The sequence below is a fragment of the Candidatus Nitrosocosmicus sp. T genome, from assembly GCF_054408485.1.
In genome coordinates this window covers 2348957-2366547 of the sequence record NZ_CP166992.1, presented here as the reverse complement: position 1 = coordinate 2366547, position 17591 = coordinate 2348957, and the positions used below count along the sequence as shown (strand labels likewise).

At 32.2% G+C, this 17591-nt stretch carries 18 protein-coding genes; 7 read left to right on the top strand and 11 right to left on the bottom strand.

What is annotated here, in order from left to right:
- Positions 1 to 500 precede the first annotated feature (500 nt).
- The 4 genes from AB0A59_RS12040 to AB0A59_RS12025 form a co-directional block, all read right to left on the bottom strand.
- Positions 501 to 722: a hypothetical protein gene (locus AB0A59_RS12040; protein WP_458744104.1), complete on the bottom strand. Its 222-nt coding sequence runs from the start codon at positions 720 to 722 to the stop codon at positions 501 to 503.
- Positions 723 to 917: 195 nt separating this feature from the next.
- Positions 918 to 1244 (bottom strand): hypothetical protein, encoded by a 327-nt coding sequence (locus AB0A59_RS12035; RefSeq protein ID WP_458744102.1) that lies wholly within the window; start codon positions 1242 to 1244, stop codon positions 918 to 920.
- Positions 1245 to 1823: 579 nt separating this feature from the next.
- Positions 1824 to 2183 carry a hypothetical protein gene (locus AB0A59_RS12030; RefSeq protein WP_458744101.1) on the bottom strand — a complete coding sequence of 120 codons (360 nt, stop codon included), beginning with the start codon at positions 2181 to 2183 and terminating at the stop codon, positions 1824 to 1826.
- A 369-nt stretch (positions 2184 to 2552) separates the two neighbouring features.
- Positions 2553 to 3188, bottom strand: coding sequence for a hypothetical protein (locus tag AB0A59_RS12025; protein WP_458744099.1), 636 nt, complete (start codon positions 3186 to 3188; stop codon positions 2553 to 2555).
- Positions 3189 to 3565: 377 nt separating this feature from the next.
- On the opposite strand from AB0A59_RS12025, the gene AB0A59_RS12020 reads away from it, so the two are divergent.
- The gene (locus tag AB0A59_RS12020) at positions 3566 to 3724 is read left to right on the top strand and encodes a hypothetical protein (RefSeq protein ID WP_458744097.1); all 159 of its coding nucleotides are present in this window, start codon (positions 3566 to 3568) and stop codon (positions 3722 to 3724) included.
- Here AB0A59_RS12020 and AB0A59_RS12015 read toward each other — a convergent pair.
- On the bottom strand, positions 3721 to 3924 hold the full coding sequence (locus AB0A59_RS12015; protein ID WP_458744096.1) for a hypothetical protein: 204 nt from the start codon (positions 3922 to 3924) through the stop codon (positions 3721 to 3723). The genes AB0A59_RS12020 and AB0A59_RS12015 overlap by 4 nt on opposite strands.
- A gap of 638 nt (positions 3925 to 4562) precedes the next feature.
- On the opposite strand from AB0A59_RS12015, the gene AB0A59_RS12010 reads away from it, so the two are divergent.
- Positions 4563 to 5003 (top strand): hypothetical protein, encoded by a 441-nt coding sequence (locus AB0A59_RS12010; RefSeq protein WP_458744094.1) that lies wholly within the window; start codon positions 4563 to 4565, stop codon positions 5001 to 5003.
- Positions 5004 to 5160: 157 nt separating this feature from the next.
- Here the strand turns inward: AB0A59_RS12010 and AB0A59_RS12005 are convergent, their stop codons facing one another.
- Together AB0A59_RS12005 and AB0A59_RS12000 are read right to left on the bottom strand one after the other, a co-directional pair.
- On the bottom strand, positions 5161 to 6627 hold the full coding sequence (locus tag AB0A59_RS12005; protein WP_458744092.1) for a UbiD family decarboxylase: 1467 nt from the start codon (positions 6625 to 6627) through the stop codon (positions 5161 to 5163).
- Entirely contained in the window at positions 6628 to 6966 is a 339-nt protein-coding gene (locus AB0A59_RS12000) for a hypothetical protein (RefSeq protein WP_458744091.1), read from the bottom strand. It abuts the gene before it with no gap.
- 102 nt (positions 6967 to 7068) lie between these two features.
- On the opposite strand from AB0A59_RS12000, the gene AB0A59_RS11995 reads away from it, so the two are divergent.
- From AB0A59_RS11995 to AB0A59_RS11985, 3 genes are all read left to right on the top strand, one after another.
- Complete coding sequence (locus AB0A59_RS11995) at positions 7069 to 7242, top strand: hypothetical protein (protein WP_458744089.1); 174 nt, start codon at positions 7069 to 7071, stop codon at positions 7240 to 7242.
- A 65-nt stretch (positions 7243 to 7307) separates the two neighbouring features.
- Positions 7308 to 8567 (top strand): metallophosphoesterase family protein, encoded by a 1260-nt coding sequence (locus AB0A59_RS11990; RefSeq protein WP_458744087.1) that lies wholly within the window; start codon positions 7308 to 7310, stop codon positions 8565 to 8567.
- Between the two features lie 14 nt (positions 8568 to 8581).
- Positions 8582 to 10723 (top strand): AAA family ATPase, encoded by a 2142-nt coding sequence (locus AB0A59_RS11985; protein WP_458744085.1) that lies wholly within the window; start codon positions 8582 to 8584, stop codon positions 10721 to 10723.
- 404 nt (positions 10724 to 11127) lie between these two features.
- Here AB0A59_RS11985 and AB0A59_RS11980 read toward each other — a convergent pair whose 3' ends face one another.
- Positions 11128 to 11409 carry a hypothetical protein gene (locus AB0A59_RS11980; RefSeq protein ID WP_458744083.1) on the bottom strand — a complete coding sequence of 94 codons (282 nt, stop codon included), beginning with the start codon at positions 11407 to 11409 and terminating at the stop codon, positions 11128 to 11130.
- Between the two features lie 67 nt (positions 11410 to 11476).
- Positions 11477 to 13081: an ATP-binding protein gene (locus tag AB0A59_RS11975; RefSeq protein ID WP_458744081.1), complete on the bottom strand. Its 1605-nt coding sequence runs from the start codon at positions 13079 to 13081 to the stop codon at positions 11477 to 11479.
- Positions 13082 to 13437: 356 nt separating this feature from the next.
- Between AB0A59_RS11975 and AB0A59_RS11970 the strand changes: the two genes are divergently transcribed.
- Both AB0A59_RS11970 and AB0A59_RS11965 read left to right on the top strand, forming a co-directional pair.
- Positions 13438 to 14238 (top strand): inositol monophosphatase family protein, encoded by an 801-nt coding sequence (locus AB0A59_RS11970; RefSeq protein ID WP_458744079.1) that lies wholly within the window; start codon positions 13438 to 13440, stop codon positions 14236 to 14238.
- Between the two features lie 241 nt (positions 14239 to 14479).
- Positions 14480 to 14767, top strand: coding sequence for a hypothetical protein (locus AB0A59_RS11965; RefSeq protein WP_458744077.1), 288 nt, complete (start codon positions 14480 to 14482; stop codon positions 14765 to 14767).
- 237 nt (positions 14768 to 15004) lie between these two features.
- Here AB0A59_RS11965 and AB0A59_RS11960 read toward each other — a convergent pair whose 3' ends face one another.
- Positions 15005 to 15922 carry a cobalamin B12-binding domain-containing protein gene (locus AB0A59_RS11960; protein ID WP_458744075.1) on the bottom strand — a complete coding sequence of 306 codons (918 nt, stop codon included), beginning with the start codon at positions 15920 to 15922 and terminating at the stop codon, positions 15005 to 15007.
- Between the two features lie 177 nt (positions 15923 to 16099).
- Positions 16100 to 17368 carry an NAD(P)-dependent malic enzyme gene (locus AB0A59_RS11955; RefSeq protein ID WP_458744073.1) on the bottom strand — a complete coding sequence of 423 codons (1269 nt, stop codon included), beginning with the start codon at positions 17366 to 17368 and terminating at the stop codon, positions 16100 to 16102.
- Between the last annotated feature and the right edge of the window lie 223 nt (positions 17369 to 17591).

The following is a 17591-nucleotide window of genomic DNA, read 5'->3' as shown; positions in this document are numbered from 1 at the left end:
AATCAGTTCATGTTGCTATGGGCATGGGGAATGCGCCTCCCTTCTGCAAAGTTGATGGATGTAATTGTCCTAGTTTTACGTTTTGAGCTGATCTAGATCGGCATATAATTGCCAACCTGTCGATCGTTTTTTAATCTCTGGTACCAAAGATGATGCAAGTCATGAAAATGGTAAAAAAATATATTATATTATCTACAAATTTACATACACGATAGTCAAATACCTCTTTACCTTATTACTTATCTTGATTTTCGTTTACAATAAAAAATAGCAGCTACAGTCAGAGGGACGAAACTACTTTCAGTTATATGCTAGATTAATCTATATCCGCTAGAAGTATATGATTTATTTTTAGAATCAAATAGACCATCTAAAAAACAGATCATGCCGTTAAGATCACTCAACTCATTATAGTGAGTAAAATAGTTATTATTACATAATATTTGCCATTCTTACTAGTATCCTTTCCAATAAATAAAATTTCCTGTCCATTTCGATAGTCAAAAAATACCCTGCCAATTAGAAATAGAGATACCATTTGCAAAAATACCTGAATTTCCATGACCTTCTACCGTACCATTTGGAAACGAATCTATTCCTTTAATCTTGTCTGTCCAACTACTTTCTCTCTTAATTATTAATTTATCTTCATCCTCAGAAATTATTCTACTATTGGTTGGAACATCTACTTCATCAAATATCTTTTTTCCAATACTGATCATTGTATGAATACGCTGTTCGTACAATTTAAAAGATGTCGTCTTACATTAATTGAGACCTTTAATCGACCTACATCATTGTTGGTCAGTTGTAAATGTCAAAAATTATTTTTTAGAATTGTTTTTATGATCTGATATCAAAAAAAGAGGTTCAGATTTTTTTGTTGAACCGGTGGATTTGTCTTTTACACTATTTGTCTAATTTCGAGGATTTGGTGCCGTTGAATCACCAACAGGTGGTTGTTCTATAATTGGTAAACAATCGCCATTTTTTTGTGATTCAAAACCAAGGTTATTCCCATTCAAAGCATTGAATTCTGGTGAAACAGATTGAGCGCCTGTATCTCCTATTAGTTCTTGATTAGTTTCTTGTTCTGCCGCACTACCTCCATCTTGGGCTACTGCGCTATTTCCATTACAAATTTCTAATGGTGTGCCCAATGTTGCCAAAGCGTTAGGGATATAAACACCCAATATACCTACTACTATAAATACTGAAATAATTCCAGTAATTAATTTACCCATATTTTCAATTCAAAAGTTATGATATTTACCACTTGCCTCAAATAGTTAACTATCTTTCTTATCGCAAAAAGATGATCAACCTACTTTTTTTCTATGATTATTTTAGTAATACTTTAGTAATCCTTTGTCATTCAGCCAAATTTTTCCCATCGTCTTGAATATGATGAATCGCTTTACTTTATCATATTTATTCGCTATTTATTTCAAAGGGTAGGTGCCTTTCATACTTTATTACTTGTATGAAAATGATATTCCTTTTTTTGCCCTCTAACTTCTTTTAAGTCGATCGCAATAAGTGAATAAATTGCAATATTTTGCATTAAATATAATTGATTATTCTAGTCTTTTAGAATATTAGTTGCACCTAGGATCCTATCTGTCACTATGAATATCTAAAGTGAATTATGCCCGTATCTTAATTAGATAAATGGTTCCTCACTCAAATTTCTTAAGAACAAATATGCCATTTTATTTTTTTTTCGATGTCATAATCAAATAATAACATAGAATCCAAGTGTTCCTTAAGGTCAAAGAAAAAAATAGAAAAAATTGTTCTATTTTCTCATTACCATTAGACACTTAATTTGAATTAGGATTGGTAATGGTCGTAGTTTCATCTGCAGAGCTGCTGCCGCCCTCATGGTGACTATCACCTATCACCGCATCTCCACCAGCACCACCAGCACCACCACGTGGCTCATTACTGCCTGTGCTACCACCACAGTGATTCCCTATAGTTATAGCATAACACGATCCACCATCGCCAACATCTCCAGCAATCGCTTCACCTCCATCGCCACCATTGCCTGCAATCGCTGAGCATGCAATTATTCCGACACATAAATCTGCAAATGCTTTTTGATTCATCAATCCGTTTGTGATCGAATATGAGGTTCCTATTACTAATATTAAGAATGTATATGTTAGTATTTTGTTCATTAAGAATTAGATAGAATATTATAATATTAGGCCTTAGTTACATAATCATATTATAATAATTCGAAATCATTGAATAGATCAAATTATTAGAAGTTTATATTTATTGCTTCGTGCTCAACATGTGATTACTTTATCAAATCTACTGATGTTATGAAGAAATTAAGAGCAATTCTAAATACTGATTATTCCTTTCTTTGAATATTAGGTTTGCTAGATTGTTTCTTAAATATTTAGATCACTGGCCTACTAAATGAAGATATTGTAAAAGAAATCGACTGCTTTATGAACTAGAAGTAAAAATTTATTGGTTCACCTTAACCAATCATATCCTATTTATTTACATTCCAAATAACTTGTTAGTAGTTTTGGCTATTTCCACAACCATGTTTTTGTCCAGTCAGTACCGTTACTATCCTTCCAGTAAAGATAAAGTCCTACCTTTCCATCAATACTTTCCATCTTCTTATCATCCGATTGGAAGAACATAGTTCCTTTCAATAGCAGATTACCTGCATTATCATATTTTCCGGTATCTTCAGCAGTAAATGTTGCTACATTATCATTTTGAACTATCATTCCTTTACCAGTGCTGCTAACTTCAGGCGATGAATAAGTTGATATATATGTACCATATTCAGTAACATTACCTATTTTATTCATATTGCCCTGAGCTATGTAGGAGTTCTTGGTTTGTTCTGGATCGATACTTAATACCTCATTACCAGTATCTTTCGAATCCGTTAGTTCATAAAATGGTAATCCAAATGCTGAAGTTAGTGTATTAATTTCACGATCAGAATCATGATAGTATGTACCATTCAAAGTAGATGTAGTGGCCATAGTAGCTGAAGAAGAAGTCGTGTTTGAATTATCTTGTGTTAAAGTTGTTGCACCTGCTTCAATTACCATTGAATTTTGAAAAACCAATGCTATTCCTGTTCCTATAATTATTACAACGATAAGTAGGGAGGAGGGATATCGATTAAAACCGTCTTTGTAATTCATTACAAATAGCAGACTCAAATATCTATTTAAGATTTTATAATCTATCGATTCGAATTTATGCTCAAATTGCACCTAGTATCTCTATGTTGTTTTACTTCCATCTTCTAGTTTCAATTAAGAAGAATCATTCATTCATTATTAGAGTTCATAAAAAAAATGAAATCTTGATTGCAAAAAATTTCCCACATAGTATATTTTTACACACTAGGATGCCTAAATAAACTAGCCTACAATTAGTAATTCAATTTTGTAATTAATTTCAGCTGCATTTTCCTTTTCAAATTATATATGTGACTGGAGATTCAAATTCTTGTTTTTATATGTTAATCTGCATATATAGATAAATATCGAGGGTTAATAACTACAATGAAATCTATTTGGTTGGCTGGAGCTATATTGTTATTTGTGAAAAGTGTGGTTATATTTCAACAGAAAAATTGCCTGAAGAAAAAGCAAAAAAGCTTTTGCATGAACACGAAGAAGGCTCAGAAGCCTGTACTACTGGTCATATAAAACTAATGAAAGTTCGAACCTAAATTGCGTTGACTACGCCTGCACTCTTGTAGAGCATCTTAACCACTTCAGAATATGTCCTATATTTGAATTTAATTTCACTAATTGGGATATCCTCATCCAGCTGCTCTTTGGATGTATCAATTTTATACTTTTTAGATATGTCATCTAAAATTGTGTTTATTGTTGAGTTGGTATAGGATTCGACTATCAGGCGGTTCATACTAAACTATTAATTTCCTAGTATTTATTCTTCTATATTACTCCAATATTTTTTCAATTACGACGCACTATTTTTTACTTCTACTATTGGTTTTGACTTTAGTTTATGTTGATATTTAATTATTGTCAAAACTTGATTTGGAAGCAAGTTATTTATTTTATTTACTCGTCTAGTCTGTAGGATGTCCACAAGACACTACAATTGATTGTTTTTAAAAGACTATAAGAGTATTAAAATTCTGATTCTGAGTATTTCTGTTGTAAATACTGTGATTATTGATATATCCAAAGACTCGTTATCAAACAAAGCGTGTACTTACTATTGATACAGTTGACTTTAATGAGATAATACATTTCTCCGGTTTGTTTTTTGCTAGATTATTATTATATGGGTGTATGTTTCTATCCGCAGCTCTGCATTTTATAACAAAACTTTTCAAAAAAAACTATCTCGTGGTCCAAATTTGCCATTGCAATTTTCAAATATATTGTTTAGATGGTACATACTTATCCAAAATAACAATGAACGGTGCTTGCATGTCTATTTTATTTTCTATCTAAAGCTAATTAATTTGTAATCAATATAATATGTTATATTGCATAAAACCCGGGTATAATTGCATGGTGGATTATTATTCTGTGTTTTTAAGTATATTGGGAGGATTATTTTCTACACTGATGATGTCTTTATTCGAATTTCCCTTTTGGAGAAAGTGGGGTCTAGAGGGAGTACTTGAATGGCATGAAAATCAGGTGTTGTATAGCAAATTTTTTAAAACTGATAGAACGCAGATTAATTTTCCTGGTATTTTTTTTCTTCATTTTGTAAATGGTGGATTGGGGGGGATTGGTTTTTATTTATTATTGAATTTAGTTCCCTTTTTAAGTACTATGGTATTTTTCGTAGGTATTCTTTATGGCTTAGTTTTATGGGTTCTTACACTGCTACCGATTCACAAGCCAATAACTGGGATAGATCCATTTAAACATCCCTTAGGACTTGGTCCAGCCATCACAAGCATGATTGGGCATTTACTGTACGGTGTCCTTCTCTCTGTTCTTATGATGTCAATTTTTTAAAATCTTTTTATCCTTTATAGTTGCTTCTTATTTTTTTATTTATTCTGACTATTCTAGAGTATTTCTAATCTTTTTGACTTAGTTCCTGTCCAAAGAATCCTGTCTACTAACACACATCTTTAGAACTTGATGATTTACTTTTGCTATCTTTTTCCTTTTAGACGTACTTTTTGATATCGATATTATCTGAACCAGGTATTTTTGCAATCTCAAATCTTTCTTTATCCTTGAGGAGAGAAATTGTAGCATCTATCCCTAATTTCGTGGTTAATAGATTGGTTTGATCACTAGAGGGATCTAGACTAGAACCCTTTGCATTTGTTATTATTAAAAAATCTTTATCGGCCTGGGTTCTAGTAGAAACGGCATATTCTACTTCTACAGGATTCAAGGGATTAATATCTTCGTCAACGATAATTGCTGTTTTAAGAGATGGATGTGCTGCAAATGCCGTTAGGATTGCATTTTTTGGCTCACCCTCTAGTCTCTTCTTGATTTGTACCACTGCAGTTAACCAGCTACTTCCTCCATCGGACAAATGTACCATCGTAGTAGAAGGAACGGTATTCTTGACGTAACTAAAAATTTTGGCTTCGATCGGCAATCCCATTAATAACCTATGTTCCGTGTATCCGGGCAAAATATCATAATATATGGGATTATCTCTATACCAAATTTTATTAATTTCAAATACTGGCTGCTTTCGTTTAAAGTCATATGTCCTTAGCATCTCGACCATCCATTCTTCGGCTACATCGTCATGAAGTATTTTACCTTCTATTACTATTTCGCTGTGTTTTGGTATCATTAAATCAGAATAATTATTCTTTGCTAGCTTTAAGTTACCATTTAAGAGATAATTCGCAATTGTAATTTCATCGATTCCATATGATGCTTGATATGCTGCTGCAATATTCAGGGCCGGATGCATTCCGACTACTATATTAATTTTCAAATCTTCTTTATGCTCTTTGGCATAAACGAAGCATTTATGAAGATGCCTACCCTCTACCATTCTTATTACCATTTGACTGTTATTAAGTAGTAACATCCTATGAACCGAAGAATTTTGATTTCCATTCTCCTGGTCCTTTACGTACACTGTAGAGGAAGTTATAAATGGACCTGCATCTTTTTCAAAATGACTTATGATTGGAAGATCATAAAGATTTTTAGTATTATTATTATAAAATGGTGCGCCATTAGAAAATTCTTTTGGATAATAGTCTGATCCTATACTTCCTAAGTTAGACAAATCGACGTTACTATTTGGAGATGACGATTCGATTCCATAAAAAAAACGTTCCCTAGTACCCAAGATGTTTGAAACAACTTTGAATTTAGATTCGTCAATGTTTGTAAACATTACCGCCTCTTTCTTATCAAATTTACTTATTATTGCTGCAAGTTCAAACTTCTTTTTTACTTTTTTATGTATAGTTATTAATTCGCCTCTTCTCTCTAGATTTGATAAAAAGCTTCTTAAATCATAATCTTGATTAATTTCTGAATTCTCCTTTCTAGTACTATTTTCACCAATCTTTTGCTTGGACTTTAAATCAGATTTCCTATGGCTCTTTTTAAAAATTCTTGTGTGATCCCTGTTGTTTTCTATTTTTACCATTTATTTCTCCTCTATATCTGAAAGGATCTTTTCATTAATTATTTTCATGTCATCTAAATGTAATTTATTTTTTGTGAACATTGATATTATGCAGATACCATTTTTCATCAGGGAGATCCTAGTAGAAAGAGTGTCTATGAATAACTGATCATTCTTGTCTTGGATTACTCTGGCAGTATTTGATTTGTTTGTCACACTTAACGACACCGAAATAGATCCAAGCTTTGATTCATTCTCTGATATTGAAATAAAATAACCGTTATCAAATCTTAGTATATTTAAGAGAAACTTTCTACCCACTGTGTTAGAGAAAATTTCTGTAGAATTATTAATCGACATTCTTTATAATTTATAAGGTAATTCATATCACTGTTAAATCTTTCTTTGAATGTACGTGCAAATCTATATCTATAATTAATCCTCAAGATAGTCTGAGTAGAAATGAGAAATCTGCAAATTGATGACATTACTTATAAAAGGCTTCAATCATTGCTAAGCGAGTATATTTCCTCAAAACAACAAGATAAGGATATTAATGATTTATTAAATGAGTTAATTGACAATTATCAAGAAGTTCAATGGGGGACATTAGGCGGTGCGACAGGTGGCGGCTAAAATGCAGCTTTTCATGATAATATCAATTAATAAGTAAAATATGGCATTGATTATGTGAATTAGAATTGCTTGTATCTCATATTTCAGATATCCATTTGGGCTATGCTCAGTTCAATCTCCAGGAGCGAGAAGAGGATTTATACGAAGTTTTTGGAGAAGCCATTGAAAAATCCATTAACGAGCATGTAAAAGCTATAATTTTAGCTGGAGATATATTTCATAATCCTAAACCAAATGGTGCAGCCATTATTAAACTCGCCAGGGAATTAAAAAAACTAAAAGAAAAATCAGTACCTGTATTTTTTGTATTAGGTGAGCACGATATAAGTAGATCTAATGATGTACCTCTGCCGTATCTATTTCACAATTTGGGATTGGCAAAAAGGCTCAAACCTGATTCTCCGGTCCAAATTGAAAATATATTAATCTATGGATTCAATAAGGAACGTCGTTCTAATATTGATAACGGTATGATCAGACCATTTAGAAAATTAGAGTCTATCCTGAAAAATGATGTTCAAAAACAAAATATTCAAAATCATTCGTTAAAAAAGATACTTGTTCTTCATCAAGGTCTATATGATTTTAATAAATTTGCAGGTGAAATTTTTTCTACTGATTTGCCAATCGGATTTGATTACTATGCTATGGGTCACTATCATGACCATATTGAAAAGAGATTTCCTACTTTAAACGAAGGCTTGGTAGCATATCCGGGTTCAGTTGATCTAGGACATAATGAAGCAATTTCAAACGTAGAGAAGGGATTTCTCATAGTGGATCTTTCAGAAGCTTCTACAAACATCAATACTCATTGGATAAAGCTAGAAAAGAGACGACATCAGTTTGAATATCAAATAGAATATCCAGATTTGGCTGGTAAATTAAGAAATATCATACAAGAATCTGCTCAATATTCAAAGAAACCTGTTATTAATTTGAAAATAAGTGGTGCCGATATAGATCCTAAAATACTGTCTAGACAATTATTACAATTAGATACTTCATTTCTATATTATAATTGGAATATTCTAGGTGAAGATCCCACTGGTGGCTTTTCTTATGATAATGCCAGAGAGTTTGATATGGATAAAGAACTGTCTTCATTGATTTTAAAATCTCTCCGTTCTGAACCCTTGAGTCATCTTTCATTGGACCTAATCAATATGTTTCATGGTGACGATAACTCCCACGATAACAAGAATATTGATAGAGATAAAAATAATCAAATTGCAAATTATCTTTGGAAGTTTTTTGAAAATAATAAATCAGGTTATCAAAATTTGGATAATTCAAAAATAAACGGGAAAGGTGATTCGAAATGATAAAGAGGATAATTTTGAATAACTTTTTATCACACACTGATACTTCGCTGGATTTTCATCCTGGAATTACTGTTTTCGTAGGACATAATGGTTCTGGTAAATCCAGTATTATTGATTCTATAACTTTTGCACTATTCGATGAGCACACCCGTAAATCCGATAAAAATTTGTTAACAAGAGGGATGGGTGGATATGTTAATAATGAAACAGGATCATTTGTAATTTTAGAGTTCTCTATAGGACCTACAAATTATCGGATCAGAAGACAAATAGATAGTCAAGGACGACTGACTTCGGCTAAATTAGAACAGATATTCAAAAATAACAGTAGCACCAATGGATCTGGAACGGATCAAAATGACAAATCAGTCTACCGACCAATCATTTCTGGTGAACGAAAGCAACTTGGTGAATCAGTAATTCGTGAAACGGAGTCTATTATGGGGATTAACTACACTAAATTACAAATAGCAGGTATCATTCAGCAAGGTGAAATTAGTAAAATAATAGATTCCCAGCCCAAGGAATTTAAAGAATTACTAAATAACATGATTGGATTAGATAGATTAGATAAATCTTTTAGTAATATGCATATTGTCATAGAAGAATTTAGAAAAATACTAAGGGAAAAAACACAGGGTTATGACGATAATCAAATAAATATTCTCATTAAGAAAACTACAGATAATGAATCTAGACTTTCGCAATCAAAACAAACATTAGGTACAGTCATTGTGCATTTATCCCAAAAAACAGAAACATTTAATGAATTAGAAAAACAAATTGAAATCCTTGAACCAAAAATAGCTAAACTTTCTGAACTTAGATCCTTAGAAAATACTTTGTTAAAATATTTTATAGAACGATCAAATTCATTGAAAACCGAAATTGATAAATTACAAAGAATGATTGCGGACTTAAAAAATGCTGTTATCTTTTTACGAGACAAAGATGAAGTCTTTATCACTATTCAGATGGTCAATGCTGAATTAGATGAGCTAAACAATAAAATTATCAAAGTAGAGGGGGAGATAGGTAAGCTGGAAGGATTTACCGAATGTGCACAAAAAATCCAAATTAAAGATGGCAAGTGTCCAGTTTGCAACTCTGAAATCATTTCACTCAATCAAATGTTTGATATTTCTCATATCACTTTCGAACTCAATAAGAAGATCAAAGAGAAACAAATTCTTCTCTCTGAAATTTCAAAACTAAACAAGGAGGAGATCGAACTTAAAAGGAAGGAGAAAAATATAATATCTGCAGAGCGGACTCTATTAAATTATGATTTTGATATCGGTGACAGTACCGATATCTTAGAGCATAAACTAGAGAATCTGAAAAAAGATTACCAAGATATATCAAAACTCAAAAGTGATACTTTAGTGAATATCGACTTATCCAAATACAGATTAGATGATTATTCTTCAAACTTGATCGATATTATTCAAAATATGAGAAATGAAGTTCTCGAGATTGATTTAGACTCTTATCAACAGAAAAAATTAGCCAAAAACAATCTTTTATCAGAAATGGTTAATATTCACAATCAAAAAGCTATATTGGAAAAAACAGTCGTAGACATTCAAAGAGAAAATTCAGAATTTCGCTCTTTGATTTCAGAGTTATCGTCTGCCTCCAAATTTATTTCCGATCTTGAAAATATTCGCTCGATGGTTTTTAACAGAGATGGTGTTGTGAGTTCAAGTTTAAGAACACGGGCACTAACCTTGATTTCTACTAAAGCCTCAGAATACATCAATATTTTCAACGTTGGATTGTCAAGAATTACATTAGTTGAAAAACCGAGAGAAATTAAGGTGCTTTGCTATGGGAAGCGAGGAGAAATTGACACTATATCATTGAGCGGAGGCGAGAAGGTCGCTGTATCATTGGCTATTAGGATGGGAATTGCATTCTTGATGGGATCATCAAAAATTGATTTTATAGTATTAGATGAGCCTACGACCAATTTGGATGAGGAAAGACGTCGATCATTTGTAAAAATTATTTCTGATGCCTTTAGCAAAGGGATGAGTCCGTTGTCCCAAATGATAATTATTACCCATGATGAAGAGATATTTGAAAATTCTGAGGTTGAACAAGTGTATAAATTTAAGATGACTGAGAAGGGTTCCAGTGTAAGTATTGTCTAAAAATTTGCTGGGCTTTTATATACTTCCTTTATATCCGCAAAATGGGCGTTCAGTAAGTGCATGTATCGAAAAGATTAATAGATCATGAACAAATATAGTAAATGTCGTAATCACCATGAAATTATCTCGTTTGCCTAGAGAGGCACGAAGAACTCGTAAACCATTGCAAGAAAACTGGTTGAAGGGTCCAAAAAAGACATTTTGGATTCAGTGTACATACCAAAAGTGCAATTATTATTGGCGATACTCTGGTGGAAAAAACTGGGCTGAATGCCCGATATGTCACTCTATAAGCAAGGTTTCTATAGCTAGAAAATGTTTTAGATTTAATAATCCTGAAACATAGAAGTAGTCAACTTTGGCATTGTCATTTTTTTCTTTATCCTTTGTCGAGAAAAAAATGTCTATTCTTCTATATAATAGGAATTCTCATCCTTGGCCAGTATAAGCTTTATATTGTGATCATAATCTTCTAAATCAGCCTCTTTATCGGATCGGTCTAAAATGATGTTTGTTTTTTCCAAATCATTAAAAATCAGAAGAGTCTTAACTTGGTCAAAAGTTTTCGGTATGGTTTGTAAAAAGAAATTCAATGTATATACATCCTCAAAAATCTCGTTAGTCAGATTTTTTAGATTTTCATCATACAGTTTTAAAATTATCCTTTTCCTAGTTTTGGTAATCATGGCAATGTTCATTATTATAGATAGGGGAAAGAACTTTACAAATTTATGTATTTAACTCTTTATCATCTTATTCTATGTATTCTTCTTCTATGTAATCCTCTCTTATATACATCCGACTGTCCTCAATTGACATTTCTTTTTTGACTTTGATGTTTTTCCATTCGTTTACTGGTTCTGGATCCTTACCCATTGTTCTTTCTACTATTTCGTCTATTCTTACAAACGAAGGTAAATTTACCCATTGCCCTACCAACAACGCTTCTCCGGGGTTAAGAGATGGTAATTGTTCAATAATCTTACCGTTTATTGATTCGCTAGAGGATTCAATTTGTGATTGATCTTCTTGTTGAACCAATTTCATTATTGCCAGGGAACCCATTTGACTTAGTACATTTGGATCCAAAGTTCGTGGTCGTTGGGATACAATTATTAATCCTACTCCAAATTTTCTTCCCTCTCTTGCGACCTTGGAGGCAATATACTTTGTATCAGTATTCTCATTTTTTGGCATGAATACATGGGCTTCTTCAATTACCACAATGACGGGACTATGAAATAATATTTGGTCAGTGTTTTCAAAATTTGATTTAAAGCTCTGGCTCTTTGAGAGCTTCCTTTGATATAAGATTGATTCGAGGTAAAACGATATCGCTACATTAGCTTGTTTCTCTGTAAATTCTATCAGATTTATTATATTTATACAACCTTCTCTGATTTGAGAAACAGGATCTGATGCATTTGGAATCAAAATACTATCAAATCTTCTCCTTGCTTCTTTGATCTTGTCTAATACTCTGTCTGCAGAACTAGCAAATCTCTTTTCCCTAAAACCTATATCTCTCACATTTTTCTCTAATTCCTCCCAAAAGTCATCACCTATCTTCTTCTTCAGATCGTCATTATCGTAGGCCTTTAGTAATATTGTGTTTTGAATGTCTGCGTTTTCTCTTATTTCTATGACTTCTCCAAACTTATCAGATGTTAATAATCTTGGGTTTATCTGAGCCTGAACAAAATTAATGTTCTCTCCCTGCAGAAAGCGATATTCGTCGTGATAGTCAAAGATCACCATCGTGCCGGGAATATTAGCTATCGATTTTGCGATAACACTGACTAGATTACTTTTTCCCATACCTGTCATTGCCAAAATTCCTAGGTGCCTAGTTGTAAGTCTATTTATATTGACTCTGACATTCACATTTGTATTTCTTAAAAGAGTACCTATCTTTAGCCATGATTCTTCCTCGGAATCAAAAATATCCTTTAAATCGTCCTTTTTTGCCCTACGTACTTCGGTTCCCGGTAATGGTGGTATCTCAGGTAAGATGGCTTTTGATTTTTTTAATAAATCTAGCATACCGAGAATTTTTACATTAACTTTAAAGCTCTTATCTCTTTTGTTTATTTCAGCTACTATCTTGCTCTCTAGAGCTTCTTCAAAGTTGGAAATTTCATCTAGTGCATCGCTCTTAATGAAACATGATTCCACCACACCTAGAATCCTCTTTTGAAAACTATCGGTTATTGTGATGTATTCACCTAATCCAACAGGCTCCTTACCTTCAAAAGTAATGTATCCTGGTTTAGTTACGCCGATGACGACGCCTAAAAGCTCCTCATTTGTCGTCTTTGTAGTGGAATCATTTTGTAATTTATTCAGCTCTCTGGACATTTATACAGTATCTAAGAGATTGGAGTTTTTATTATTTATTATTAGGTTCTAATCCGTATAGTTTTCAGACATGACTACTGAACTTGACGCTTGGCCGTCGAATATACATCTTTTAACATTCTTGCATCATGATTTCCCAGGAAAGCTGAAATTTACTATTTTATTCTCATTAGATGCATAGTATGTTAGTTATTGATGGTAAGAATATTTTTTACATTTATGAGATTAAATACTATATAAAACATACTTTGATTGAACTTATATTCTTGTATATAACTTTTAGATCCGTTGAATACTCTAAATCTTGATTTCATAGTTTTTATTTGCTTGTTAAAATAAGATTAATGTGATTCAATATGCCGATCTTAGATATATTAAAAGAATGTGCAATTAATGTTTATAGAAATACTCATGATTTGATAGGAACCGTTGAGGGACAAGAAAAGTTTGGAATTGGTGCAGGTGGTGATGTGTCTACTAAAATTGACCTACTTGCCGAAAAATCTGTTTTTGAAGTTTTAAAGAAGAATTCTTTTAATCCTAATGTTGTGGGAGAGGAATGCGGTTTCATAGAGGGCAAAGATACTGGACTAGTTGTTATGGATGGAGTTGATGGTACAACCAATGCAAATTGCGGTTTACCATTTTACTGTTGTTCGCTTGCTTATTCTCCAGATACCAATTTAAAGTCCGTTACTGATGCTGTGGTATTTAATCTAGTTTCTGAGGATTTATATTATGCGTCCCTGTCCAAAGGCTCATTTATGAATGAAAAAAAAATAAAAACTTCAAATGATCCATCTCTTTCTATAAAGGAAATGGTAATTGGCTTAAATATTTCTGGATTATCGGAACGCCATTTTATATCTATTTCAAAATTGATTTCGTCAATTAGTCACGTTAGACACCTCGGTGCAAATGCATTAGAATTGTGCTATTTCGCACGTGGTTCTATAAATGCCTACATCGATATCCGAGACAAGATACGGGCAATAGATATGGCCGCTTGTTACCTTATAGCTAAAGAAGCAGGAGGGTTAATTTTCGATACTTCTGGTAAGGAATTAAATACTAATCTTTCTGTAAACTCAAGGATGTCTTTCATAGCTGTTGCTAGTATTCCTGTGTATGATTGGATAATGAATCTGATAAGCTGATCCTTTATCCTTTCTAGTAATATCTAAAATATTGTAAATTCTTATTCTGATAGGATTCTTGTTTTACTTTCCGCAAATACTCTTAAAACTCTTTTTTATGAATTTGTCAAATCTATTATTATTAAAACGATTCAATTTCTGAGATTAAAATATCACGGATAATAGTTTTTCCTTATTGTGGTTATGCTAATACAAATTACGTAATAAAAGAATTTAATAATATCTAATGCCTAGTAGTTGTGTGGATTTCTTTCATAAAAAATATTCTTGCGAAGTTGATGGAGAAAAGTTCTCCTCTGAGGAGGATTTGATCAATCATTATAGAACAGTTCATCATAAGTTGATCTTAAAATGTCATAAATGTGGGAAGGAATTCATTCACGAAAAGGATAGATTGCATCATGTACGTGAAGAACATGAAAAAGAAATGGACGCTAGAGTTCATAAGAGTGAACATAAACTTACAGGGACTAATAATCCTCAAGACAGGGTAGACTCCAATATGAAAAATTTTGGTGACAATTTCTAATATTTTATTTGTTTATAGTTGTTAAATATTAATTGCGATTACTAGGAAAAAGCACCGACATGTCCATACATTACTATACCAATTCATTATATAATTAAGAACTTTTGATGAATTATAAATTTGATAACATATTCATTGATCCCTGATTAAAGAAATGTTTATTAGATAATTTTGGAGTCATTTGACTTGCCTTTCTTTCGATTGTCCATCGTATGTCTTGGTGATGGGATTTTTTAATTAAACTATCAACTCTTGTTCAAAATTCTTGCTATTTCTTGTACCATTATCCTTGGATACGCCTTTAATAGTCTTTACGATAGCACTTAATGGGGAGTTTGCAATTATTCGAATGTTAGAACTAGCAGATTCAATATTTTTTCTTTCAGTATCGCTGCAATAATTTATGGCTATTCCTCCAATTAAAATAGGAATAGGGTATATTGTACTGATCTTTTTTATGAGCCTTATTGCGGAACTTATGTTATCTCGAAGAGTAACTGAAATAAGTATCATAGATGGTTTGGTTTCCCCTATATAGTTAATCAATGAATCAGTGGGAATTGATGGTGATACGTTATTAACGTGAAACCCTTTTTCACATAGTACGGACTCGATGATATTACATGCTATATTATGAAGCTCTCCATCAGGAGTACATATTATAATGCTCTCCATTCTGTCACTAGGCTTGATTGAACTTGTGATTTTGTGAATTGTCTTGTTTGCCATATTGCTGCAGACATGTTCCATTCCAATGTCTAATTTCCTTTCTTGCCAGAGAAGCCCAACATCATACAGTACAGGTTTAAGAATTTCGTCATAAAAATCAGCCAAGCTTGCCTGTTCCTTGAATTTTCCTGCAACATTCGCTATCTTTTCGATTTCACCATCCTTTAATGCGTCAAAAACTTTTTTTTTCAATTCTGCTGTTACAACCACCTTTTTTTCATGTTCTTGAGTAACTGATGCTAATAGGGATAGGATTCTTGGATTATTTTTGTATTCTAAAGGGATACTGTCAATTGTTATATCAGAAGCTTTTCCCAAATATTTTATAGTATGCTGTATAGATATTTTTCTTTTTGAATCCCATTGGCTTTTAACTAGATAATAGTAATCAAAGCCTTTTACCTTTTTCACTCTTATGAAGACCATATTCTTTTGTACTATTACCTAAATATTAACATAGTGCTAATTACTACGACTAGTGCTAACCATTGCCTCAACAACGATTATTGTTGTAATATATTTCTGGATATATCATACTTCTATTGATTCTGAAACCTCTGTTCGGATCGTATATATTAATCCTGCTTTTGGAATATATTAAAATCAACTAAGATTTTGGTTCAAAATATATTCCTTTAAAGATTTTGTTACTACCGGCAGTATTCTCGGATCGTTTATTTTTGGAATAATGAATTCTTCGTTTAAATGCTTTAGATCAACTAGGTCTGCTATAGATTTGGATATGGAAATCAATATGTCTTCATCAAGATTTCTTATTCTTAAGTCTAATAGTGCTCTAAATATTGATGGGAAAACTACTGCGTTATTGATTTGATTTGGAAAATCTAATCTACCCGTGGCTACAATTCTGGCCCCTACCCTCTTTGCTTCATTAGGCAAAATTTCTGGTGTTGGATTGCTTAAAGCAAATATTATTGGGTCTCTCTTCATCGATGTCACCATTCGTGAATTCATGAGATTGCCAATACCAGATGTTCCAATAAAGATATCTGCTCCTTTGATTACTGTTTCTAAATTACCAGATATTTTGTTTAGATTCGTGTTTAAAGCTATTTCTTTCTTAAAGGAATTTAAGCTAATACTCTCCTGTTTGGGATTATTTTGTTTGGTTGATTTAATACCTCCTAATTTTCCGTTACTATTGTTGTTATCTCTTCCTTCGTAAATGGCTCCTTTCTTATCTATTACTGTTATATCGTTAAAGCCTGCTCTATATAGAATCTTAAAGATACCATATCCTGCAGACCCTGCACCTGCGATCACGACTTTAACATTATTGGAGTTCTTTCTTACTATTCGTAATGCATTTATTAAAGCTGCAAGAGTGATGACTGCTGTACCATGTCTATCGTCATGAAAAATTGGGATTGACATTTCCTTTTGAAGGCGTTCAACTATTTCTAAGACTTTGGGAGATTCAATGTCCTCTATATTTATGGCACCAAATGAAGGTTCAATAGCTTTGATAAACTTAATTATTTCTTCTTTATCTTTTATGGATATACAAAGTGGAAATGCATTTACATTGCCAAGAGTTTTAAATAAGACTGCTTTTCCCTCCATTACGGGTAATGCTGCTTCTGGACCAATATCGCCGAGTCCTAGAACTCTTGTTCCATCACACACTATTGCTATATTGTTCCATTTTGAGGTATAATCATATGCCAATTCTTTATTCATTTTGATTTCTGTTGAAACATATGCTACGCCCGGAGTATAAATCGAGCTTAAAGTTCCTCTACCCTCTTCTTTTGAATTCTCAAAAATATTATCTGAAGATATTCTACTAGAGATCTCTATTTTTCCCCTAAGCAACCGGTGTAAATTAATTGCGTCCTCCTTTAATGTCAATCTTTAATATGAATATCTTAAAAATTATTTAAACGAATCATTTGTTAGTGTTCATACTAGTCATTTACAAAAAAAATGATGATAATAACTATAGTGGATTAGTAAATTTCTGGTCTGGGAAAGATTAAACAACTATATCAAAAGTCAAAATTCTGTTATGAATCTATTTGCTGTAATTATTAGAATAAAAATAAGGTTATATCACAATAAGAAGAATAAGAAG